Here is a 22,377-nt window from a genome sequence, read left to right as displayed (position 1 = left end):
CACAAATCCGAACTCGTCCAGCGCGTGACGATCGACAGTAGCACATTCGCCCTGACGCTCCACGATCGCGAAGGTAAACTATTACCAAAAAACCGCCTCTCCGCCGGGGAAAAACAACTGCTCGCGATCGCCTTATTATGGGGATTAGCACGGGTATCGGGACGACAATTACCGATCGCGATCGATACACCTTTAGGAAGGCTTGATTCTTCACATCGCACTAATCTGATCGAACGATATTTTCCCGCAGCCAGCGAGCAAGTAATTTTATTATCTACAGATACTGAAATCGCTGAAAGTGAGGTGACAAATTTACGCGAACAGGGTGCAATTACGCGGGAATATTTATTAGCACACGATCCCAGTCAGCAGCGTACCGAGGTTAAATCCGGATATTTTTGGTAGTCTTAGTAGATCGCAAAGAATTGAGTCAGAAAGTTAATGGTCAACCTGTTATTACCTACCGTGAGTTCGATCGAGTGTTACCCTAACTATAGATATTTTAAAGAATAAAACTCAACTTATTATTCATTTGCTGGAACAGGAACACCGTGGCGGGGCTTAGCACCAAAGTTGCCTTTCATCTTGCAATGCCACTCGCTAAAATCATCCACAAAACAGAAGCCCTTAGCTCCCACAATAATATATTCGAGACATGTTGAGGCGTTTGCACCACAGGTATAATTCGCGAAACTACCTCGGATCGGGTAGAGGGGCTTTCTGACATCTACGGTAATGTTCTCTCTTGAACTACTGATAGCTTCTCTAATATTGTCTACGTTAGCTGCGTTGACAAAAATAGGTTTTGGAGACATCTCCATTTTGAGATTGCGGACGATTGTTACGCTACCGACACCTTTACTATAAAGTTCCGAACCACAAATAAAGTAAGCCTTTGCCTGTGCGAGGGTCGGTGCGCCTTTGGTTGGACTTTTTCGCGATGCACAAGTACGCGGAGCGGGTCCGGCTAAAGCTGGCTCACTAAGTTGGAAAGATGTTGAAAGTCCTAATAATGTATATCCAACGATTCCAACGATGAATTTTAGTTTCATATTGCTTGATTGTAACTTTTATAAATTTTGCAACTAAATGCAATATATGATACCATGTTTTTGTAGCAATACACACTCAAAATCCAAAGATCGGTTAATTAGCTGAAGTGTGGCGATCTAGCTTCTAAATTGGAGTTATATTCTCATGAGATTCGATCGCTTTATTACAAGCTGTAAATTAGGTATGGTGGGCAGTGCCCACCATACCTAATCGCTGCAATTTGAATGAATTCTGTAAAACTTATCGCATTTATAAAACTCGTCGTGTTTTTTGCTCTGTCAACGATCGGCGGTATGAATATTTTCTACATTATGGTTCGGGGCATGATAAATGCACCAGGCTTAAAATGGCCATTCACTCAGTTTTTTGTCTACGAACCCGGTCTTGGTTTTTTCCAGTTAATCGTACTCCTATTGGTGGCGTTGGGTTTACGATTTTATCTGCTATTTGCCAGAAATAGTCCGGCGAAAATACTATTAAACCGGATGGCTTGGGCCGTATTAATCGTGCTATTGGGGATTGAAGGGTTAATAATTGCTGACTTTGAGGATTTAATTTAGGGTGTTGGTGGATTGAGAGCGCGTTAACAACTGCTAAGATGATGACTAAAATCCCAAATCCATTTGGGCAGCTTTGGCGGCGACGAGAATTTCTTCATCTGATTTGGTGCCCCAGTCGGGATCGCCAATTTCTTCGTAGAATTTTTGGTCGTAGGGACGAGTTCTGACTACCACTGGCATCGGGACGGCATGTCCTAAGACTAAGGCTTGTTGTTTGGAATCTAATTTAGCTAGGACAGATTTTAAGCCCTGCGCACCCGATACGCCAGTAAAGATCGCATCGATATCTTTTTCATCATTAATTAAGGCGGTAATTCGCGTCCCAATTTGGGACATAATTTCATTATCAATGCCTGATGGCCGTTGATCGACAATTAATAATGTCACGAAAAACTTTCGCATTTCGCGCGCGATCGTTCCGAAGATGGTACTCTTGGCGATCGCTGGATCTAAGAAACGATGGGCTTCCTCGATCGTGATAATTAAGGGATATGGTCGATCGGCTTCTTGCTTACTCTGGAGATATAGCTCTGCTTTATCTACATACATTTTATGAATCCGGCGGGTGAGCATATTTGTCACCAACATATAAGAGAGTAAATCTGATTGATTGCCAAATTCAATTACGATATTTTTACCAGCTTTCAAGGATTGCATCAAACTTTTGAGATTATCTTGACGGCTGATCGGCCGCAGATATTTGAGCTTTTCCAGTCGCATTAATTTGCGTTGTAAAGATGAGATCGATCCTTTATGTCCTTTGCCCGATTCGCAGAAGACAGTGATATCTTCATTGGTCATTTCTAACAGCCGACTAATCCAGCTATTGCCATATTCACTCGCCAGGATATTGGCATTGTCTAGAGCGGCATCGGATAAACCTAATTCGCGCGATACTAATTGCAAGTCTTCGATCTCGATCATCTCGTAAGTGAGATAGAGATCCTGCGCGTCGCGAATCCCCCGATTGCGACTGGATTCGGGATCGAGCGTATAGACAACCACCTCGTTGGGAAATAATTGCCGTAAGCCTTTGACGGTGCGGACATTTTTGCCTTCTTGCACTGCTTCCCAACCATATTCGGAGTGCATATCAAAGATCAGATTGACGGCGACTTTTTTGCGGATCACGCCAGCCAATAATAGCCGCGTCAGAAATGATTTCCCCGTCCCTGATTTCCCAAATACGCCGTTACTGCGTTCGACAAACTTCTTGAGATCCAGACAGACAGGCACATCCATATCTAGTGGTTGCCCGATCGAAAAATTCTTGCGCGTCGGATCGTCTTCCCAACCAAATACCGATCGAAAGTCGTTCTCATTGGCATCATATACCTGACTGAAGTGGCTGGGAACCGTCTTAACCGGTAACAGCTCCCATTCCATGTTTGTCTGGGCTTCAAAGGAAGCTAATGGAGCTTTGCCATTTTCAGCTTTGGCTTTTTTACCTTTACCATTCCCATTCAAACTCGCCCCCCCATTGAGCGAGGGTGGAATTTGGCTGAATTTATTGAGCATCAACATCGGCGACAGATTTACCGTCCCATAAGTCCCACTCCCCGACAAAACATCGAGCAAAAAGTCATCTTCGGGATGTGGTGGATTGACTAAAATTCGATCGCTCGATGTGCCCAAACAGACATCTGTTAACAAGCAAAAAAAGTCATATTGTCGCCCCCGCACTACCAAAAATTTGCCCACCCGCATATCTTCAACGGAGATATCTGGGTGCAGTCTTACTTCCAAGCCACCAGTGAGCGAACCTTCAATTACTGAGCCGAGGGGTTTATTCATATATTGGGTAGATACTAAATTGGGATGTGCCCAAACCCTCACCGCTGAATTTTTACGGGTTGGATCTTATTTTTATTAGTCTTAGCACAAACTTACCATCATTGCGCGATCGATCTTGTTGCTAATTAACTTAAATTTCGCAGATTTGGATGTTTAGTTACTCAGTGCCACCAGTGATCGAGTGCCGGATTTTGTCGATTGTCGATCGCCGCTCGAAAAGTCAAATAGCGGCTATGCCGTCGTTTGGTATGTTCAAAGCTGAGTATTAATTATTACATGATATTAACCAAAATCGGATCGCAATCGATCGATCGTTCTCATCAATAGCTCATCTTCTCAGAAACGATCGAGCCACGATCGGCCGATCGACTACACTACGATCGAGCCAACATAGCATATTAAAGCCTAAAGAGCTGTGACCGCGATCCCTGAGAATTATGTAGAGATATATCACAATCTCTGAATCTTGCTAATAAATGTTGCAGCAGCTTGATTTGTTTGATAATGTGTGTTTAGCAAACAACGCTTCATGCTAACTGCTCAAATTAATTAACTTCATTAACGAGGTGTACCATGTTCGATCGCTTTCATCTCCCATCACTTTGAACGAGCGATCCGCCTGGGTACGTAAGTTTGAGTGTTGCCATCACTAATGAATGGCCGCAAATATCGATTTCGCTCTAATTTGCCACTAGTTCACAAGTCCAGAGTGTTTAAGTCATCAGTATTCGATCGTCAATTTAAGTTCTGAGTTCCCGGATGCTCACTGCTGAGGCCAGAAATCAACATCCATGTGCGCATGGCTAGATTTGTGCTGAATGTCCGGTGAGATCTTACTCTTTGGAGATATTTAGAAGATGAAACTACAAGGAAAAACCGCCCTCGTCACTGGGGCATCAAGGGGTATTGGTCAAGCAATTGCTTTTGAGCTAGCCAAACACGGCATTAAGCGATTATTAATCCTCGCCCGTAACGAGCAAAAATTGGCGGCAATGGCGATCGATCTCGCCGCGATGGGCATAGAAGTGATTCCCTTAGTCGTCGATCTGACCGACCGCGTGCGCGTCAATGTCGTCATCTCCCAAGCATGGCGCGATTACGGTCAAATTCATTTGCTGGTCAATTGTGCGGGTGTTGCCTATCAAGCACCATTCCTCCAGTCCAAGCTCCCCCACGTCCAAGAAGAGATCGCCATCAATCTGCTCGGCATGTATACTGTCACCCGCACGATCGCGCGGCGGATGGTATCGCAACGGGAAGGGACGATCGTCAATGTGGCTAGTCTGATGGGCAAAGTCGCCGCTCCCACCATGTCTACCTACTCAGCGACCAAATTTGCCATTCTCGGTTTTACTCAAGCCTTACGCGGCGAATTGGCCAGCCACAATGTCCAGGTGATGTCGTTATTACCAACGCTGACAGATACCGATATGGTGCGAGACTTGCAATTATTTCGCGGGTTGAGTCCGATGTCACCCCAGCGGGTCGCCCAGGCATTGATCCGGGGGATCGAGCGCAACGATCGCGAAATTATGATCGGGTGGCAAAGTCATCTGGCCGTGTGGAGCAATTACTTAGTCCCACGACTGGTCGAACGGGCGATCCAATTTGCCGCACCCCAGCCCAGCCGTGATCGAGCTTGGTTACGGTCATTAGGAGCCAGAGGCTAACTTCAGTTCGCCAGTGACAATCGATCGCCGATTGTTAAAAAATGAGAGTGTCAGATCGGTGTCGATTTGATGCTCTCATTTTTTGCATTGCCGATCTGAAATATGTTTTTATTGCTCAAATCACCCCTCTACTCCCTATGTTGTAATATTAGTCACATAGCTTGCGCGATCGTACCGAACAAACACAGGAGAATGGGTTATATTAGTCAGAGATACAAAGTAGTAGTCAACATCGGCATGGTTGAAAGTCAGGGCTTGACACCAAAATTGACGTCTCCGGCACTCCCGCAAATACTTAAGTATAAAAAGCTATGAAAACTAGTCAGCACTAGTTTTCGGAGCAGACTTGTCTCGGCTCATCCTCTTGTATTTTGATGCAACTATGTTCGCAAATCTCATTGCTAGAATTCACGATTGCTCGCGAGTGGAAGATATCCTGCAAGCAAGTGTCGAAAGCGTCAAACAGTCTCTTAACTGCGATCGGGCAGTCGTCTATAGTTTGCAGTCCGAGAGTTTAGGTCAGGTAGTAGCCGAGTCAGTTGCCCCAGAATTTCCGAGATCGATCGCCACCACGATCGAAGATCCATGCTTTATGTCGAGACATATCGACAGTTATCGCCAGGGGCGCGTCAGTGCGATCGATAATATTTACGAGGCACGGATTACGCCCTGTCATATCGAGACGCTCGAAAGGCTAGCGGTCAAAGCCAATTTGGTAGTGCCATTATTACTGCCCGATGGTGAGATCTATGGCTTGTTAATTATGCATCAATGCTCCGCACCCCGCGAGTGGAATCAAGCAGAAATCACACTTGCGACTCAGATGGCTTTGCAAATTGGGTGGGCTGTAGCTAACGCGATCAGATGGGCAGAGTGTCAAAGCCTTAAACTCGCGATCGATTGCCAGAAGTACTATCACGATCTATTGATAACTGCTACCCAAAAAATCCATCAGGGCACTACGCGGCTGGAAGTATTGGAAATTGCGACTACTCAAGCCCAAACGCTGCTCGGTGTCGATCGGGCGATTGTCTATGGCACTTCGCCATCAAATTTGGGGAGAGTCTTTGCCGAAGCAACATTACCAGCTTTAGCACCGCTACAAGGAACGGTCATCGAAGATCCCTCATTGTCAGATCGCCGCCTGGAAGAATATCGGTATGGACGAGTCGAATCGATCGATAATATCCACGACACCGATGGCGATCCGAGTTCGTTAGAGAGCTTTGCCAAAATTGCCATCAAAGCGAGTATTGTCGTCCCGATTATGAGTGATGGGCAAGATTTGTTTGGGTTATTGTCCGTGCATCAGTGCTTCAACTACCGACAGTGGCAAGAGGTGGAAATCGATTGGTTGCGCCAGATCGGGATTCAAACTGGTCTGGCTCTAGTCAAAGCCCAGCTCCAAGAAGAAGTCACGGCGATGAAGTCTTCGCTCAAGCGTGCCGGAGTGGTCAAAGAGACAATTAGTACTGCCGATACCCAAGTGCAGCAGGTCAAAGAGTCGCTCACCAGTTCGATCCAAACTCTCGATGAATCCAAACATCTGATGCGGTTGCTCAGTCATGAAGTGGTGACACTTACGGAGAAGCTATCTAGTGAAGATATCAATCTCGTCCGGATTATCACCAAAAAGTTGCAAGCTAATGCTGAAGTAGCCACACATAGCACGCTGTCACTGCAATCTGAGGTGACAGAACTAGAAACCGTCGTCAATTCCGCCATTCAACTCTATAAATCTCGGAAAGCTAGCTAGGATAGATCCTTTGGGAGTCCCCGCTCCCCGCTATCTCTTTGGACATTACTGATTTGGAGCATGATTTATCTCTAAAATTTAGAGATTACCTAAACGGACGTGAATTCAGGATCAGGATTTTCGATTAATGACTCCTGGCTCCGTTTCCGAACCGCCACCAAAAAAACTCAAACCCACAGATCGATTCCCATTGCGAAGCTAATGCGAAGCGCGTTAAGCTGCCAACAGACAAACCCTTGTGCAGGGGAGTTTGAGGGGCGGCACCCCGCTCCTCAACGGGGGGACTGGGGGTCGAAACCCCCAGATCCGGGTTCTGCCCTCACTAGTAAAACTCGCAGCACACAAGTTCTAATCGTTTACCAATCGGCTTGCTACCAGCCGTTAGAACCGATCCTTATCCCGAACTGAATTTAATCTTACTTTTGATAAGCCGTCATCGGTTCTTTAATCAACCGAATATAAAGATGTCGGAACGTAGATTTAATCACCCGTGGCAACGCAAAATCGATCGGCATCAAAGCTTCGGGTAGCTTCCAATCGGGACAACTCAGATCGGCCGGACGCATGAGGGGAAACTCGATCGCCTCCAGCGCAGGAGCGAGTCCCAATCGGTGCGCCGCCGCCGCTGTCGGTACCAACTGCGCCTCGACATTCAAAACTGCCAACATCGCCACATCCAATGCAAATACGTCCGCAGATGCACCGAGAACGCCCAATTCCCTGGGTTCACCACCACTGGGGCCATTTCCCTCGTGGCCGACAATCCCATCGATAATCGTCAAATTTGGGCTAATTGCGCGGGCGGTTTCGACCAGCATCTCCCCAAATCTGTCCGCACTTTTGCCCGCTTCCATGTGCCACCAGGCTTTCATCTTGCCAGGAACGCACCCAAATAGATTTTTGACACCCAAGGTCATCGTCAGTTGCATGTGAGACTTGACTTTGGGGAGGTTAATTACGACATCAGCTTCGATCGCTTCTTTACTCAGCAGCAGATGATTGAAATTCTCGCTGGCTGTCTCATATCGTTTGCCATGAAATTCTACTACGGGCAAATCCAACTCCGCCATCATCGGCAGATAACCATTGGATTTAGCCACTCCCATCGCACTCCCAAAGGCGGGACTGTCACCAAAAAACGGCTGCCCACCCGCCGCAATTACCAGTTCGGCCACACATCTGACTAACTCTGGCCGCGTTACGCATTCTTTGGTCGGACGCGCACCAGTTAAGAGGTTCGGCTTGAGCAAGACGCGATCGCCAGGTTTGACGAATGCACTAATGCCACCAAGTGGGGCGAGGACTGCTGCTACTGCTGCTCGCAGTTGTTGAGCTTCGTAAGATGTGGCGCGAATGAGGCTGACAGTGGGAGACATAGTTTAGAGGGTAGAGGTTAGAGGTTAGAGGTTAGGCTGGAAACTAGCCACTATCTAAATTTCAGACGGTTTCAACTTATTATATCCTTCGCCTTATTGCTTTAAATTCCGGCAATCCCAGTTCAGTCAAGTCCGATCGCGCCACTGATGATGGCAACCGCGTTACAATACGATTGTTGCAACCATGACTGGATATGACTTCGATCGCTACACCGACTGTAAATTCGACTTGGATGTGGCGCGGACATCAGATTAATTATCAGTCTGCTGGCGGGACGGGCGCAGCCGTATTACTAATTCATGGCTTTGGGGCATCCGTCGGACATTGGCGCAAGAATCTGCCCGTATTAGCCGCAAATTGTCGGTGTTACGCGATCGAACTGATCGGCTTTGGTGGATCGGATAAACCAACGCCAGGAGCCGAAATTGAATATACCTTTGAAACCTGGGCGGAGCAGGTAGTTGATTTTTGTCGAGAAGTTATTGTCACTCCAACGATTTTAGGTGGAAACTCGATCGGCTGTATCGTAGCCCTGCAAGCTGCTGTAACCGAACCAAAATTATTTATAGGTGTAGCAATGCTCAATTGTTCGCTGCGATTATTACACGATCGCAAGCGTGCCGAAATGCCATTTTATCGTCGTTGGGGCGCACCAATCCTCCAGTCTATTCTCACTATACCTGCAATCGGTAAATTCTTTTTCCAGCAACTTGCCCAACGCAAAGTCGTTCGCAATATTCTCTTGCAAGCCTATCATCACCCCGAAGCTGTCACCGAAGAATTAATTGATATTCTAATGGCTCCCGCCGCCGATCCTGGTGCGGCGGATGTATTTTTGAAGTTTACTGCTTATTCGTGGGGGCCATTGCCCGAAGATCTCTTACCCCAATTAGCTTGTCCGGCGATCGCGATTTGGGGTGCCGCCGATCCGTGGGAACCGATCGATTTAGGACGAGAATTAATGGATGTAGCTACTGTCGATCGATTTGTAGAACTTCCCGATGTCGGTCACTGTCCCCAGGATGAAGCCCCCGAACTAGTCAATCCCCTTCTGCAAGAGTGGATTTCTCAGTTCGAGGTGGTGTAAAAAGTTAGCTTCAATTCACGCGACTGGGGAGATCTCCCTAAATTTTGCTGAAGATTTGCCACTAATCATCTAAATGAGCGTAGCGATTGAAGAGGAAATCGAGGGCATAATTACGTAAATCGATATAGGTGTCACTGGCCATAATTTGCTCACGATCACGCGGTCGATCGAAGGGGATATCCAGAATCTCACCGATCTTAGCGGCAGGGCCATTGGTCATCATCACCAAGCGATCGGCTAGATATAATGCCTCGTCAATATCGTGAGTAATCATCAACACAGTCACGCGATGTTCGCGCCAAATTTCCAGGAGTTCGTCTTGCAATTCTTCTTTGGTAATCGCATCGAGCGCACCGAAGGGTTCATCCAAGATCAATACCTGGGGTTTGATCGCTAGCGCGCGGGCGATTGCCACGCGTTGTTTCATCCCGCCGGAGAGCTGTCCGGGTTTTTTGCTGGCAGATTCGGTCAGTCCGACCATATTCAGGTGTTCGCGGACGATCTCTTTTTTCTGGGCTTCGGTATAAGTCGGATAAACAGCATCGACGGCGAGGTAGATGTTGTCATAGGCTGTCAGCCAGGGCAACAGACAGTAGTTTTGGAACACCATCATCCGATCGGGACCAGGTTCGGAGATCGGGCGATCTTGGAGGGTAACTTGGCCGCTAGTGGGGGTATTGAAACCGGACACCATGTTGAGCAGGGTGGATTTACCGCAACCAGAATGCCCGATCAGACAAATGAATTCACCTTCATCAACAGCGAGATCGATGCCATCGAGGATCGTGGCGGGGCCGTTAGCGGTGGGGTAAACTTTGGTAACTCGATCGATCGTCAGAAATGGCATGTGGTTTCACTTAAACATAAAGGATCGCGTGGAAAATCCCCTCCGAGGAGGGGTGCCCTACGGGCGGGGTGGGTCAGATCTTCGCACCAATTCAAGCTAATCTAACTCGACGTTTCTCACCTCCAACTCCCGATGAATGGGTTGATTGCGGAGATAATCAATCGGTTCATCAGGATTGAAGACTTGCCCATCGAAGAGTTGGAATGGATCGCGGTCGGGTTCGATGCCGATGTAACCTAATTGTTCGCAAGCAGTCAGGAAGTGATCTACCCGCCGGACTCTAGAGAGGATTTCAATGTGGTTTTTGGGGAATGGTGTCATCCCCCAGCGGGCGAGTTGAGTGAGAATCCACAGTCCTTCGACGCGGCGGGGACAGTTGGCATTTTCGACGTGGAATTGGTGGTAGCGGGGCAGAACTTCGGGGAGTGTATTCCCACCGCGATCGAATGGCCCGATTAAGCCAGGTTGGATGTATTTGGGAGCGATGTTGAGGTGCTGGGATAGGAGTGCGAGGATTTCTTTGCGATGGCGGGGTTCATCGCAGTATTCGCAGGCTTCGAGCACGGCACGGACGATCGCGCTGTGGGTATTCGGGTGCTGTTGTACCCAGGCTTCGGTAAATCCCAGTACTTTTTCGGGGTTCCCCGCCCAGATATCCAAGTCAGTAGCGATGACGAAGCCGATCCCTGCTTGGATGGCGACTGTATTCCAGGGTTCGCCGACACAGAAGCCGTCGATCTCGCCAGATCTCAATCGATCGACCATTTCTGGTGGGGGAATGACCACCAGATCGAGATCGGTATCGGGGTCGATGCCAGCGGATGCCAGCCAGTACCGGAGCATCAAGTTGTGCATCGAGCATTCATGGACGATCCCGATCGTCAGTTTGCGCTCGATAATTGTCGTTCTAATCGCCGCGTTAAGATTCTGGAGCGTCCGAATCCCTTTTTGGTAAAGCTGAGTACTCAGGGTGATGGCGTTGCCGTTACGGGAGAGGACGAGGGGGACGGAAATCGGGGTCACAGATCGCCCCTTCATGCCCAGTGTCAGGGCGAGAGGCAGTCCTGTCACCATTTGCGCGGCGTGTAGTTCGCCACCAACCACCCGATCGGCGATCGCGTCCCAGTTCGCCTCCGGCAAGAGATTGACCTGTTCGATCCCGTATTTGGCAAAGAAGCCTTTCTCCTTGGCAATAATCAGTGGTGCCGCATCGGTGAGGGGGATATAGCCGATATTAACGGTAGTTTGTTCGAGTTTTTTGGTTTGGGGGACGAGAATGGGCGTGGATTTGTTGGCTTGGCGTTGTTTGACGCGTTTTTGCTGATTGAGGAAGTTGATGATTTCACTGCGCATTGGGTAGTAGTCGGGGTGTTTGACTACCTCCATCCGGCGGCGGGGACGGGGTAAATCGACGGTCAGGATTTGGCCGATTTGGGATTCGGGGCCATTGGTGAGCATCACCACCCGATCGGATAATAATAAGGCTTCATCGACGTCGTGGGTGACCATCACTGCGGTCACGCGGCTTTCTTCACAGATGTGCATCAATTGTTCTTGCAAGCCGCCACGGGTGAGGGCATCGAGGGCACCAAAAGGTTCGTCTAAGAGGAGTAATTTCGGACGAATGGCCAGGGCACGGGCGATCGCAACCCGCTGTTTCATTCCCCCCGAAAGTTCGCTGGGACGCTTTTTCGCGGCATTAGTTAAGCCGACTAACTCGATATGATGTTCGATAATACTGCGGCGTTCGCCTTGAGGTTGCTTACTGTAAACTTCATCGACAGCCAGGGCAATGTTTTCGCGTACCGACAACCATGGCAACAGCGAATAATTCTGAAATACCACCATCCGATCTGGGCCAGGTTCGGTAATTTCGCGCCCTTCTAAAATCACCCCACCAGCAGTGGCTCGATCGAGTCCAGCAATCATATTCAGGAGCGTCGATTTGCCGCAACCAGAGTGTCCAATCAATGAAATAAATTCACCTTCATGAATCTCTAGTTCGATATTTTTAAGGGCGACATATTTCCCACCATTAGCCAGCGGAAATACCTTATCGACGTGATCTATCTGTACAAACATATATTATTTCTCCGACGCCCCTCCTCGGAGGGGCTGGGGGTGGGTTAATAGTAGCGATCGAGCATTATTATTTAAAACTACTTACGATCTTCAGCTACAATTTTGCTACCGATAAAAGCGATCGATCGATCCAACAAGAATCCCACAATCCCCACATAAATTAGGGCGAGAATGATCCGATCTAGATAGGCATTATTGTAAGATTCCCAGATAAAGAAGCCAATCCCGACATCACTTCTGAGCATTTCCGCCGCGACGATCGCCAGCCAAGATAGACCGATGCCAATTCGTAAACCAGTGAAAATATATGGTAGCGATGCTGGTAATAAAATCTTGAGAAAATAAGTTTTATTAGATAACTTCAAGACCCGCTTGACATTAATATAATCTTGGGGAATCTGCTGTACTCCGACAGTTGTATTGATTAAGATCGGCCAGACAGCCGTAATAAAAATCACGAAAATTGCGGCCAAACCATTGTCTTTGAGCGCAGCCAAGGCGATCGGCAACCATGCCAATGGTGGGATCGTTCTCAATACCTGAAAAATCGGGTCGAGCGATCGATAGACTAATTTATTAGAACCGATTAAAATTCCAAATCCGACGCCAAATATTGCCGACAAACTAAAGCCGATCGCCACCCGTTGCAGACTGGCAAATACTTGCAAAGCTAAACCTTTAGAGTTACCACCATTATCAAAAAATGGATTGATAATAAATGGATCCCAAGCCCCCTGAATGACTTGAATTGGCCCTGGTAAGCCTTGAGAACCCAGCGGACAAAGTAATTGCCAGATTGCCAAAAATACCAGCAAAGCAACGACAGGCGGCAGAATTCCTCGCGCTTGCTTGACGATCCAAGAGTTATTATTAGCACCTCGGCGGTTTTTGGTTACTTCTCGACTACTACTGACTGCCATGATTCTCCTGGTTACTGAATAATACGGACATTTTGATAAAAATCTGCCCCATAGAAAGGCATCCTCCTTGAATAGAAAATTCCCTCCTTGGAAAAATCCCCTCCTCGGAGCGGCGGTTTTATATCTCCTGACGGAGAGGCTACGCCAACAGAGGTTCCCTCCGAATAAAAAACCCGACAAGACAGGGGTGCCCGCAGGGCGGGGTGGGTAGATCTCCGCAGCAACTATAGAAAGAGATGATTGATGTCTAAGCCTAGTCTCAAGCTTTATACCGGACTAGGCTTAGTGAAAATGCTAAAATCGAACTAGTGTTTTTTATTGTCGAAGCCTTAGTTAACTAAGCTAGTTATACTTACGTATCACCGATTTAGTTAATTTAGGCTTTCTTAATTTTGAGCGATTTGAGATAATCTTCTGGCTTGGCAGGATCGAATTTCACCCCGTCGAAGAAGGTTTCGACACCACGAGAAGTAGTAGTTGGAATTTGGGCGGCATCCACTTTCAGTGCTGTAGCTGCTGCTTTCCACAAGTCCTCGCGATTGACCTTTTTAATCATTTCTTTGGCCTTGACAAAATCAGTAGGAATATTTCCCCAACGCATGTTTTCAGTTAAGAACCAGAGATCGTGGCTTTGGTAAGGATAGGAAGTATTATCCGCCCAGAATTTCATCGAATTTGCATAGGCTGTTTCGGTTCTACCATCACCATAATCGATTTTGCCTTGAATCCTGCCCAGAATATCGGCAACGGGGACGTCAAACCATTTGGGTTGGGACATGATTTTACACATTTCCTCTTTGTTCTCAGCTTTCTCACACCATTGCTGAGCCTCTTGAACTGCCATCAGAATTGCTTTAGTAGCTTTGGGATTTTTATCCACCCAATCAGCACGCATTGCAAAAGCTTTTTCAGGGTGATCTTTCCACAGTTCGCCAGTAACTAAGGCGGTATAACCGAGCTTTTGATTGACTAACCTAGCATTCCAAGGTTCGCCTACACAGAAGGCTTCCATACTAGCCGTTTTCATGTTCGATACCATCTGTGGCGGTGGTACTGGCACGAGGGAAACATCTTTATTCGGATCTACGCCATTAGCTGCCAACCAATAACGCATCCACAAATCGTGGGTACCGCCCGGAAAAGTAATCGCGGCTTTGAGATCTGTTTTACCACCAGCTTTGGCTTTTGCCAGTGCCTGTTGAAAACCCGCGCCTTTGAGTTGGATTTTGGCATCTTTATAGGTATTGGCAACAGAAATTGCCTGCCCATTGGTATTCAACCGTGCCAAAATATACATCGGTACGGGTTGTTTGGTTTTGGTCATGCCCATCGTCATGAAATAGGGCATGGGAGACAAAATATGTGCCCCATCGATACCACCACCAGCCGAGCCAGTTTCTAGATTATCGCGAGTCACCGGCCAAGAAGTTTGTTTGAGGACTTCGACATCTTTCATGCCGTATTTTGCAAATAAACCTTTCTCTTTCGCGATGATTAATGGTGCCGCATCGGTCAAGGGAATAAATCCTAGTCTGGCAGTCGTGACTTCTGGCGCATCTGCTGCGGCAACTGTGGTGGCTGGAGTAGTACCTTCTGTGGCAGTTTTAGCGTCACCTTCGGCTTTGTTACTACAGGCATTAGTTAAGATACTAGCTGCGGCGGTAATTCCTGACGCCAGCATGAACTTCCTTCTGGAAAATTGACTCATATTTCTACCGATCGCTCCTCGATTTTAAAGCACTAACATTGCTTTGTGCTATTTGTTCTCATCTATTGTCGTTTTTGAAGGCTGATAAAACCGTAACTTTTGTTACCAATTGTCAATAAAGTCACGATAAATTTCAATTTTTAGAATCCTAAGATACTGAAATTTAAAACAGTATCGATCGTTACGATTTCCGGCAAAGATTAGTTGATGAAAAGTTATCGTTCTGATAAGTAAATTTGATTATAGGTATAAAAATATCTCGATCGAGACGATCGTCATGCCCCAACTATTGGCTGTACTGCAATAGATATCTAATCTAAAAATTCAGCTGGTGTAGCTAAGATCGAATCGCAGTTTATCGCAACCGCCACAACTATTAAAATCTCAAGATCCGAGCGACATAAAATAATCCATTGAAAAACCCGGCATTTCTATCCTAATTGCCGGGTTCAAAGTTATAACGCTATTCCTGACTGATGATTTCCAGTTATCGCAAACTTAATCTGATGCTGTGATGTTTTACCGCTAAACTACCTTTGCAAGTCAATTAAGCAAAGGACAGGATTTGAACCCGCGTCTCACCAGCGGGGTTTTGCGAAGGTCGATTCAGGGAGCGAGGTTTGATAATGAAGTTAGAGTAATAACTTAAATTTAACCTTTAGTTTTGATGGCTTAGGGCGGCTTTACCTCGCGACTAGATTAGTGGATCTAGTCACTTGTTTGCCTACTCCCAGCAGAGAGTCTGGGAGACAGGACTCGAACCTGTAAACACCGTTGGCACTGAACTTGAACTTGTACTCGATCGCTAGTATAACTCAATCTGCAAACAGATAACCAAAAATTGCTGCGGCAACTTGTCGTTGTTGAACTTGATGATTATTGGCTTCTTCTCTCGCTTGAATGGTGGCTTTTTGAAGTTTATCGACGCGACGTAATAATGAATTTACCCGATCTTGCGGTAATGCACCCGAAAACTCTACCAAACTCCAAATTCCTTCGATAATATCTTTAGAAACTTCTTTGATCTGAGCGGGATGGTGTTCGGTTGCGTCGTAGGCGACTACGAAGTCAGTGATTTTTTTAGTTTTAACTGTTTCCTTTGCTAAAGTCACATAACACCCACGATTGGGATCGTGTTGCCAGTCTTTATCGATCGATAATACTGGTAGCGAATTGATAAATGTCTTGATATCCTGAAGTTGCTTTTCCAGAAACAACAGATAAGATACTGGCGCATCGGTAATAATCGTCTGACCGTCGATAACGATCGAAGCTTTAGCCTCAGTATTCGCATAATCTTGTGTAGCGGCCAGATCGAATAATTCTGATGAAGCTTGCATAAATCTTTCGATCAGATCGCTAGCTTTGAGGGTAAGTTTCTGTGATTCGGCTGGATAGACAAACCCATCTTCTTCTCGCGACTGATAAGTCCGACTCAATCCTTGAAATAACGCGCTCTTTTGTGCTAATTGATAAACTTCGGTTTTACCTTTACCAGAATTAGTTTTGACTGATTGTAAAATTGCAATTAATTGATTGAGCTTCATCTAACTTGAGCGGGATACCGATCTTATTTTACTGATAAAATTTAGGTTGGTGTTATCGATCGATAAATATGTAATCTAAAACAGGACACTACTGAGTAACAGGATGAAACGATCTCGGGAATTGAGGTAGGAGCTTCATGAATTGCCACTACCTCAATTCCCGAGATCTCCTAACGCGTAAGTAAAAGTTTTCTTGTTTATGGTATGGCTGTCGCTCCAAATTTTTCAACCAATAAGTCAACGAGTACCCCATCCAACTCCGACAGCGGTACGCCTTTGAGCACCTTTTCACCCAACTTGGCATCTTTACCAACGGTACCACCCATAAAGATATCCACAGCCTCGACAGTCTGACCATCCTTACGGATTTTGGCACCCATCAAACCGATATCCGCCACTTGTGGTTGACCGCAAGAGTTCGGGCACCCAGTCCAATGAATCCGCACTGGTTTGGGGACATCTACTTTAGCTTCGAGAGCATCGATAACCGCTACGGCATGTTGCTTGGTTTCGATCATCGCAAAGTTGCAAAACTGAGCACCAGTACAAGAAACCACCGTCCGCGTCAGATTGCCAGGATTGACTTGGAATTTTTGCAGGGTTGGTTCGCTCAGTAGGAGTGCTAATTTAGCATCGGCAACATTAGGCACGATCGCATTTTGCTCGACCGTAAACCGGACTTCGCCAGTTCCATAAACTTCTGCTAGTCTGGCTAATTCAAAGAAATCAGCCGCCTGAAGATGACCGACAGGGATGTGCAAACCGACATAATTTAACCCCGCTTGCTTCTGCGGATAAACGCCAATGTGGTCGCGTTTTTCCCATTCGATTTCATCTTTAGCTGCCGCAGTTGCTAAAGCTTTCCCATAGACGCGTTCGGCTTCAGTGCGGAATTTTTCAATCCCCCATTCATCGATCAAAAACATCAAGCGCGCCTTCATTCGATTGGCACGTAGACCATGATCGCGGAACAACCGCAGGATACTCAAACTAAACTCAACTACCTCTTCCGGTGCCACCCACACATTCATCGGGATGGCGGCATCACATCGTTTCCCTGAGAAGAAACCACCGACAAGTACATTGAACCCAAAGACATCATCCTTGAACGCTGGAACGAAAGCGAGATCGTTAATTTCCGCGTGTACCGAATTATCCCGACAACCCGCGATCGCGATATTAAATTTGCGTGGTAAATTGCTAAATTCAGGATTGCCCTCACCTTTACTAATAATCCGATCCTGCAACTCCTGAATCATTTCGCGAGTATCGTACAATTCTCCCGCTTCGAGTCCCGCTACTGGCGAACCCGTAATGTTACGGACATTATCCATCGCCGACTGCATACTCGTCAGTCCGACGGCGGCCATCTTCCGAAAGATTTCGGGCAGATCTTCAATCCGAATTCCCCGCAACTGAATGCTCTGACGGGTGGTAATATCAGCACTCCCGTCATCCCCATAGCGTTGGATAATGTCACCCAATACCCGCAATTGGTCGCTAGTGGTAATCCCACTCGGTGCCCGCAACCGCATCATAAACTTCCCTGGTGTCACGGGACGAAAAAACACGCCCAACCACTTTAACCGATGCTCGCGATCGGTTTCATCCATCGCTTCCCACCCAATCCGCGCAAATTCCTCCAACTCGGTCTTGAGTTGCAATCCATCTTTTTCTGATTTGAGTCGCTCAAACTTATTTTGGGTGGCTGGGATGGCGGTAGTCATAGCGGTAATCTTTGCCAGCTTGACGCTGCACAGATTGAGTGGGGATAAAAATTAGCTTTGTAGATCGTAACTTAACGGTAATAATCTTCAGATTTAGTATCTTTTGTTACAAAAATCTGGATTTTATCCATTAATCGGATGCTAGGTATGTATTTTGCAGATTGAGATCGGTAAGTTAGCAAAAATCCAGTAGTGCAAATTCTCTTGTGTACTCACACGTTTAAGGATTGGGTAATGCTAACAACTTCACGATCGTTCCCAGAGCCGCTGCTAGAATAATTCCGCCAAATGCCCACAAGCGATTATCCTGTTTATCGATCTTTTTTTCAACTTCGATTAATCGAGTGTCGATATGATCGATCTTCTTTTCGACATCTCCAATATTTTTCTTGAGTTCGGCAAACCCTGTATCTATTTTCTTATCCAATCCTTGAATGAGATCTTTAATATCTCGAATGTCGGTTTCGGTTACTTGAGTCATTGTTTGAATCCGATTGAGCATGATTCGATTCTACTGCTTTTGCAACGCGATCGAGGACTGGATACTCATCGCGACGGCCTCCGCAACTTTAATGCCATCCACCCCCGCCGAGAGAATCCCCCCCGCATAGCCAGCACCTTCACCGGCGGGATAAAGTCCTTTGGTATTCAAACTCTGATAGTCATCCCCCCGCTTGATGCAGATCGGCGATGATGTGCGAGTTTCCACGCCTGTCAGCACCGCGTCATCCATGGCAAAACCATGCAGTTGCTTATCAAAAGCCGGAATTGCTTCGCGAATAGCCTCGATCGCGTAATCCGGTAAACTCGAACTCAGATCGCATAAGTAGATACCTGGCTTATACGACGGTTTAACAGTCCCTAATTGGGTTGAGGCTTGCCCTGCCAAAAAGTCGCCTACCAGTTGTCCTGGAGCCTTGTAGGTGCCGCCACCCAGCTCAAATGCTCGTTCCTCCAACCGCCGCTGAAACTCAATTCCGGCGATCGGACTGTCTGGATAATCTTCCGGTGTAATCCCAACGACAATCCCACTATTAGCATTCTTGCCGCTACGTTCGTATTGACTCATCCCATTCGTCACCACCCGCCCCACTTCGGATGTCGCCGCGACAACCTGCCCACCAGGACACATACAAAAACTATAAACCGATCGACCATTGGCGCAGTGATGCACCAGACTATAATCAGCCGCCCCCAGCATCGGATGTCCGGCTTGAGATCCCAATCGACATTTATCGATAATTGCCTGGGGATGTTCGATCCGAAACCCGATCGAAAATGGCTTGGCTTCGATATATACGCCCGCCTGATGCAGCATCTCAAAAGTATCGCGGGCACTATGCCCGACGGCGAGAATCACCTGGTTGCTGGCAATATGTTCGCCACTCGCCAGCGTCACGCCGCAGACTTGCCCGTTTTCGATATTAAGTTGCGCTACTCGACTTTGAAACCGAATTTCACCGCCTAAAGATTCAATCTGATTACGAATATTTTCGACGATTTTGACTAGTCGATAGGTGCCGATGTGGGGCTTATTAATGTAGAGAATTTCCGCCGCCGCACCCGCATTTACTAATTCTGCCAAAACCTTCCGCCCGTGATGGTTGGCATCCTTGATCCGGCTGTAGAGCTTGCCATCCGAAAACGTCCCCGCGCCACCTTCGCCAAATTGAGCATTCGATTCGGGGTTAAATTTACCCTTGCTCCAGAAGCCAAACGTATCCACAGATCGATCGTGTACGGCTTTGCCGCGCTCCAAAATAATTGGCCGAAATCCCATCTGCGCGAGTAATAACCCCGCAAACATCCCACAGGGGCCACAACCAATCACGATCGGGCGTTGCTCTAATCCCGCTGGCGCATGGGTGACATAGCGATAGCTAGTATCGGGCGTCGGCACGATATGCGGGTCTTTCTTGAATCGTTGAAGTAGTTGTTGCTCTCTAGTTGTCTCGATATCGATGATATAAACAAAAGAAACTGCCCCCTTTTTGCGCGCATCATAGCTCCGCTTGAAGATGAAGTGGCGAATCAGATCTCTAGGTGCGATCGAGAGTTTCTTGAGAATGGCAGACTGGATATCGGTTTCGGTGTGTTCCAGTGGCAGTTTGACTTCGGAGAGGCGGAGCATGAACGTTTATCTCGATCGGGTGGGGCAAAATCTACTGTTCTTATTCTGTCACAGTGCTTTAGGGTTGCGTTCTAATGCCAACTACTTTTCCAGCATTGTTGATGTCTTTATAACTCATAGGTTATAATTGGCAGATATCGGTTTAAATATTGTATGGATGAATGGGTCGTAGAGTTTAGCGATGAGTTTGATTCAGAGTTTGAGAAATTGAGTGAAGATGTCCAAAGTAGTCTAATTCAACATGCGAATCTACTTAAAATCTATGGACCACAACTATCTAGACCATATGCTGATACCTTAAACGGTTCGATATACCCAAACATGAAAGAGCTACGTTTTAATGCTGACGATGGGGTTTGGCGAGTAGCTTTTGCATTCGACCCTCAGCGTCAAGCCATAATTTTAGTTGCTGGCGATAAAGCTGGAGCAAATCAAAAAAAGTTTTACAAACAACTTATCGATATTGCCGATAAACGCTACGCAGATCATCTAAATAAATTATAAGGAGTAATTATGGGACGTTCGCTATCAGAAGTCACAGACAGTCTCTCGCCAGAACTACGCCAAAAAATTGCCAGTGGCACCAAAGATTTAATATTAGAAGTCGAAGCTTTGAGACTAAAGCAATTGCGAGAACGATGGGGGATTTCGCAACAGGAACTAGCAAAAATTCTCAATGTCAGTCAGCCAGCAGTTTCTAAGTTGGAGAATCAACCCGATTTGATGTTGTCTACGCTGCGTCAATATGTAGAATCTTTAGGTGGTAATTTAGAGATACTTGTGACATTCGCTGATCGACCTAGTATCAGATTGGAGATTACGGAAACTGGGGAGCCTTTACCCATGGAAACAGTCGATCGACTGGCTTTAATTACAGATTAAGGGAATAGACAGTTGGAGTAGGGGCAATACATGAATTGCCCCTACTCTAACTTTCGAGGGTAATTATTCGGCAATGCCAATTAATCCTCATCCAACTCGCCATAAATCCGATCCAGCCTGTCGTTTGCTTCTTTAGCCAACTTGATAAAACCGACGCTAGATAGCAACCCCCCAGCCGTTGCTGCACCGCCTTCGGGGACTTTATTGGCAAACAGTAATCCGGCACCTATGGCGATCGATCTGAAACTTATGCTCTCAGATAAAGTAAAAATTGGACTTTATCATCGATCGACAAGATGTATTAGCTAATGTCGATCGGCAGCAAGTAGCTTGCGGATATTGGGAGAACGGAAACCAAAAATGATGTCCTGTCGATCGACACCACGCTCTATCAATTCTCGCTCGATATAAATCTCAGTATTATTGACTTGAATCCAAATTTGACCGTCAATAATATCTAATTGGATTGCACAGCCATAAAGACGATCGTCCCCACGCCATTCATTATGCAGAACTAAATATCGATCCCGATCTCGATCGAAGACGAATTGAGAATTTTTATCATTTTTTGCAAAGTCTTCTAGATACTGGCAGACAATCTGGCGATATTCATTTAATTTATCCATCTTTAGACTAACCTCATTACTAAAATAAATATACTAGAAATATCTAAAAAGGAAAATATGACAACATCCAGAAAGCGTCTCTACGAATTATCCGCTGCTGCCTACGCCAATAATGACTATACTGGCTGGTTTGAAACCTTATATTCCGAGGCTCAGGGCAATCTCGATGCGATTCCTTGGGCAGATCGCGGCGTGAATCATTGGCTACCAGACTGGATTAATAGATCTCAATTAAATTGTCAAAATCTGCGTGTATTAGTCGTCGGTTGTGGCTTGGGTGATGATGCGGAATATCTGGCTGGATTGGGTGCGAAAGTCACGGCATTCGATCTATCTCAAACCGCGATCGATTGGTGTCAGCAAAGATTTCCCGATTCGCAGGTAAATTATCAAGCTGTCGATTTATTTACCGCTCCAGCCGAGTGGAAATTTGGTTTCGATCTGGTTATTGAGATCTATACGATTCAAGCCCTGCCAGCGAATATTCGGCCGCAAGCGATCGATTCGATCGGTAGTTTTGTCGCACCAATGGGTAAGTTATTAGTAGTCTGTCGCGGTCGCAATCCTGAAGATGCTTGCGACAATTTACCATTTCCACTGACTCATACTG

The 22,377-nt window shown here is 46.6% G+C and carries 20 protein-coding genes and 1 pseudogene; 8 read left to right on the top strand and 13 right to left on the bottom strand.

Going from position 1 to position 22,377, the window contains the following annotated elements; genetic code table 11:
* Window positions 1-405, top strand: a pseudogene (locus tag RMO27_RS19355) (DNA sulfur modification protein DndD); the annotation flags it as partial.
* A 119-nt stretch (window positions 406-524) separates the two neighbouring features.
* Here RMO27_RS19355 and RMO27_RS19350 read toward each other — a convergent pair.
* A complete protein-coding gene (locus tag RMO27_RS19350) occupies window positions 525-1,052 on the bottom strand; it encodes a hypothetical protein (RefSeq protein ID WP_309735587.1) in 528 nt (175 codons plus the stop codon).
* 264 nt (window positions 1,053-1,316) lie between these two features.
* Between RMO27_RS19350 and RMO27_RS19345 the strand changes: the two genes are divergently transcribed.
* On the top strand, window positions 1,317-1,613 hold the full coding sequence (locus tag RMO27_RS19345; RefSeq protein WP_309735585.1) for a hypothetical protein: 297 nt from the start codon (window positions 1,317-1,319) through the stop codon (window positions 1,611-1,613).
* Window positions 1,614-1,658: 45 nt separating this feature from the next.
* Here RMO27_RS19345 and RMO27_RS19340 read toward each other — a convergent pair whose 3' ends face one another.
* Complete coding sequence (locus RMO27_RS19340; RefSeq protein ID WP_309735583.1) at window positions 1,659-3,407, bottom strand: ATP-binding protein; 1,749 nt, start codon at window positions 3,405-3,407, stop codon at window positions 1,659-1,661.
* 857 nt (window positions 3,408-4,264) lie between these two features.
* On the opposite strand from RMO27_RS19340, the gene RMO27_RS19335 reads away from it, so the two are divergent.
* Both RMO27_RS19335 and RMO27_RS19330 read left to right on the top strand, forming a co-directional pair.
* A complete protein-coding gene (locus RMO27_RS19335; protein ID WP_309735581.1) occupies window positions 4,265-5,077 on the top strand; it encodes an SDR family NAD(P)-dependent oxidoreductase in 813 nt (270 codons plus the stop codon).
* 382 nt (window positions 5,078-5,459) lie between these two features.
* A complete protein-coding gene (locus tag RMO27_RS19330; RefSeq protein WP_309735577.1) occupies window positions 5,460-6,833 on the top strand; it encodes a GAF domain-containing protein in 1,374 nt (457 codons plus the stop codon).
* A 416-nt stretch (window positions 6,834-7,249) separates the two neighbouring features.
* Here RMO27_RS19330 and RMO27_RS19325 read toward each other — a convergent pair whose 3' ends face one another.
* Complete coding sequence (locus RMO27_RS19325; RefSeq protein ID WP_309735575.1) at window positions 7,250-8,209, bottom strand: DUF362 domain-containing protein; 960 nt, start codon at window positions 8,207-8,209, stop codon at window positions 7,250-7,252.
* Between the two features lie 194 nt (window positions 8,210-8,403).
* On the opposite strand from RMO27_RS19325, the gene RMO27_RS19320 reads away from it, so the two are divergent.
* Window positions 8,404-9,297 carry an alpha/beta fold hydrolase gene (locus tag RMO27_RS19320; RefSeq protein ID WP_309735573.1) on the top strand — a complete coding sequence of 298 codons (894 nt, stop codon included), beginning with the start codon at window positions 8,404-8,406 and terminating at the stop codon, window positions 9,295-9,297.
* 61 nt (window positions 9,298-9,358) lie between these two features.
* Here RMO27_RS19320 and RMO27_RS19315 read toward each other — a convergent pair whose 3' ends face one another.
* From RMO27_RS19315 to RMO27_RS19280, 8 genes are all read right to left on the bottom strand, one after another.
* Window positions 9,359-10,144: a nitrate ABC transporter ATP-binding protein gene (locus tag RMO27_RS19315; protein WP_309735570.1), complete on the bottom strand. Its 786-nt coding sequence runs from the start codon at window positions 10,142-10,144 to the stop codon at window positions 9,359-9,361.
* Window positions 10,145-10,240: 96 nt separating this feature from the next.
* Entirely contained in the window at window positions 10,241-12,226 is a 1,986-nt protein-coding gene (locus RMO27_RS19310) for a nitrate ABC transporter ATP-binding protein (protein ID WP_309735568.1), read from the bottom strand.
* Between the two features lie 77 nt (window positions 12,227-12,303).
* Window positions 12,304-13,146, bottom strand: coding sequence for a nitrate ABC transporter permease (ntrB, locus tag RMO27_RS19305; RefSeq protein ID WP_309735565.1), 843 nt, complete (start codon window positions 13,144-13,146; stop codon window positions 12,304-12,306).
* A 376-nt stretch (window positions 13,147-13,522) separates the two neighbouring features.
* Entirely contained in the window at window positions 13,523-14,854 is a 1,332-nt protein-coding gene (locus RMO27_RS19300; RefSeq protein WP_309735563.1) for a CmpA/NrtA family ABC transporter substrate-binding protein, read from the bottom strand.
* A gap of 815 nt (window positions 14,855-15,669) precedes the next feature.
* On the bottom strand, window positions 15,670-16,401 hold the full coding sequence (locus RMO27_RS19295) for a hypothetical protein (protein WP_309735561.1): 732 nt from the start codon (window positions 16,399-16,401) through the stop codon (window positions 15,670-15,672).
* Window positions 16,402-16,598: 197 nt separating this feature from the next.
* Window positions 16,599-18,128: a ferredoxin--nitrite reductase gene (locus RMO27_RS19290; RefSeq protein WP_309735558.1), complete on the bottom strand. Its 1,530-nt coding sequence runs from the start codon at window positions 18,126-18,128 to the stop codon at window positions 16,599-16,601.
* 220 nt (window positions 18,129-18,348) lie between these two features.
* The gene (locus RMO27_RS19285) at window positions 18,349-18,609 is read right to left on the bottom strand and encodes a hypothetical protein (RefSeq protein WP_309735556.1); all 261 of its coding nucleotides are present in this window, start codon (window positions 18,607-18,609) and stop codon (window positions 18,349-18,351) included.
* A 30-nt stretch (window positions 18,610-18,639) separates the two neighbouring features.
* The gene (locus tag RMO27_RS19280; RefSeq protein WP_309735554.1) at window positions 18,640-20,259 is read right to left on the bottom strand and encodes an NAD(P)/FAD-dependent oxidoreductase; all 1,620 of its coding nucleotides are present in this window, start codon (window positions 20,257-20,259) and stop codon (window positions 18,640-18,642) included.
* Between the two features lie 153 nt (window positions 20,260-20,412).
* Between RMO27_RS19280 and RMO27_RS19275 the strand changes: the two genes are divergently transcribed.
* Window positions 20,413-20,763, top strand: a complete 351-nt coding sequence (locus RMO27_RS19275; RefSeq protein WP_309735552.1) for a type II toxin-antitoxin system RelE/ParE family toxin — start codon at window positions 20,413-20,415, stop codon at window positions 20,761-20,763.
* A 9-nt stretch (window positions 20,764-20,772) separates the two neighbouring features.
* On the top strand, window positions 20,773-21,141 hold the full coding sequence (locus RMO27_RS19270; RefSeq protein WP_309735549.1) for an XRE family transcriptional regulator: 369 nt from the start codon (window positions 20,773-20,775) through the stop codon (window positions 21,139-21,141).
* Between the two features lie 80 nt (window positions 21,142-21,221).
* Here RMO27_RS19270 and RMO27_RS23990 read toward each other — a convergent pair whose 3' ends face one another.
* On the bottom strand, window positions 21,222-21,392 hold the full coding sequence (locus RMO27_RS23990) for a TRADD-N-associated membrane domain-containing protein (RefSeq protein WP_396133763.1): 171 nt from the start codon (window positions 21,390-21,392) through the stop codon (window positions 21,222-21,224).
* Window positions 21,393-21,446: 54 nt separating this feature from the next.
* Window positions 21,447-21,767 (bottom strand): element excision factor XisI family protein, encoded by a 321-nt coding sequence (locus RMO27_RS19265; protein WP_309735548.1) that lies wholly within the window; start codon window positions 21,765-21,767, stop codon window positions 21,447-21,449.
* A 57-nt stretch (window positions 21,768-21,824) separates the two neighbouring features.
* Between RMO27_RS19265 and RMO27_RS19260 the strand changes: the two genes are divergently transcribed.
* On the top strand, window positions 21,825-22,377 hold a 553-nt coding region (locus RMO27_RS19260; protein ID WP_309735546.1), incomplete at its 3' end, for a class I SAM-dependent methyltransferase.

This window comes from Chamaesiphon sp. OTE_75_metabat_556, from assembly GCF_031378165.1.
Lineage (GTDB): Bacteria > Cyanobacteriota > Cyanobacteriia > Cyanobacteriales > Chamaesiphonaceae > Chamaesiphon.
Note: the sequence above shows the minus strand (reverse complement) of the source record. Positions and strands in the feature narration are given on the sequence as shown.

What these genes read in the sequence shown, in the direction of transcription:
- RMO27_RS19325 (WP_309735575.1), bottom strand. Translation starts at nt 8,209, where the DNA reads ATGTCTCCCACTGTCAGCCTCATTCGCGCCACATCTTACGAAGCTCAA.
- RMO27_RS19300 (WP_309735563.1), bottom strand. Translation starts at nt 14,854, where the DNA reads ATGAGTCAATTTTCCAGAAGGAAGTTCATGCTGGCGTCAGGAATTACC.
- ntrB (WP_309735565.1), bottom strand. Translation starts at nt 13,146, where the DNA reads ATGGCAGTCAGTAGTAGTCGAGAAGTAACCAAAAACCGCCGAGGTGCT.
- RMO27_RS19270 (WP_309735549.1), top strand. Translation starts at nt 20,773, where the DNA reads ATGGGACGTTCGCTATCAGAAGTCACAGACAGTCTCTCGCCAGAACTA.
- RMO27_RS19315 (WP_309735570.1), bottom strand. Translation starts at nt 10,144, where the DNA reads ATGCCATTTCTGACGATCGATCGAGTTACCAAAGTTTACCCCACCGCT.
- RMO27_RS19290 (WP_309735558.1), bottom strand. Translation starts at nt 18,128, where the DNA reads ATGACTACCGCCATCCCAGCCACCCAAAATAAGTTTGAGCGACTCAAA.
- RMO27_RS19320 (WP_309735573.1), top strand. Translation starts at nt 8,404, where the DNA reads ATGACTTCGATCGCTACACCGACTGTAAATTCGACTTGGATGTGGCGC.
- RMO27_RS19335 (WP_309735581.1), top strand. Translation starts at nt 4,265, where the DNA reads ATGAAACTACAAGGAAAAACCGCCCTCGTCACTGGGGCATCAAGGGGT.
- RMO27_RS19330 (WP_309735577.1), top strand. Translation starts at nt 5,460, where the DNA reads ATGTTCGCAAATCTCATTGCTAGAATTCACGATTGCTCGCGAGTGGAA.
- RMO27_RS19265 (WP_309735548.1), bottom strand. Translation starts at nt 21,767, where the DNA reads ATGGATAAATTAAATGAATATCGCCAGATTGTCTGCCAGTATCTAGAA.
- RMO27_RS19340 (WP_309735583.1), bottom strand. Translation starts at nt 3,407, where the DNA reads ATGAATAAACCCCTCGGCTCAGTAATTGAAGGTTCGCTCACTGGTGGC.
- RMO27_RS19350 (WP_309735587.1), bottom strand. Translation starts at nt 1,052, where the DNA reads ATGAAACTAAAATTCATCGTTGGAATCGTTGGATATACATTATTAGGA.
- RMO27_RS19285 (WP_309735556.1), bottom strand. Translation starts at nt 18,609, where the DNA reads ATGACTCAAGTAACCGAAACCGACATTCGAGATATTAAAGATCTCATT.
- RMO27_RS19295 (WP_309735561.1), bottom strand. Translation starts at nt 16,401, where the DNA reads ATGAAGCTCAATCAATTAATTGCAATTTTACAATCAGTCAAAACTAAT.
- RMO27_RS19275 (WP_309735552.1), top strand. Translation starts at nt 20,413, where the DNA reads ATGGATGAATGGGTCGTAGAGTTTAGCGATGAGTTTGATTCAGAGTTT.
- RMO27_RS19280 (WP_309735554.1), bottom strand. Translation starts at nt 20,259, where the DNA reads ATGCTCCGCCTCTCCGAAGTCAAACTGCCACTGGAACACACCGAAACC.
- RMO27_RS19310 (WP_309735568.1), bottom strand. Translation starts at nt 12,226, where the DNA reads ATGTTTGTACAGATAGATCACGTCGATAAGGTATTTCCGCTGGCTAAT.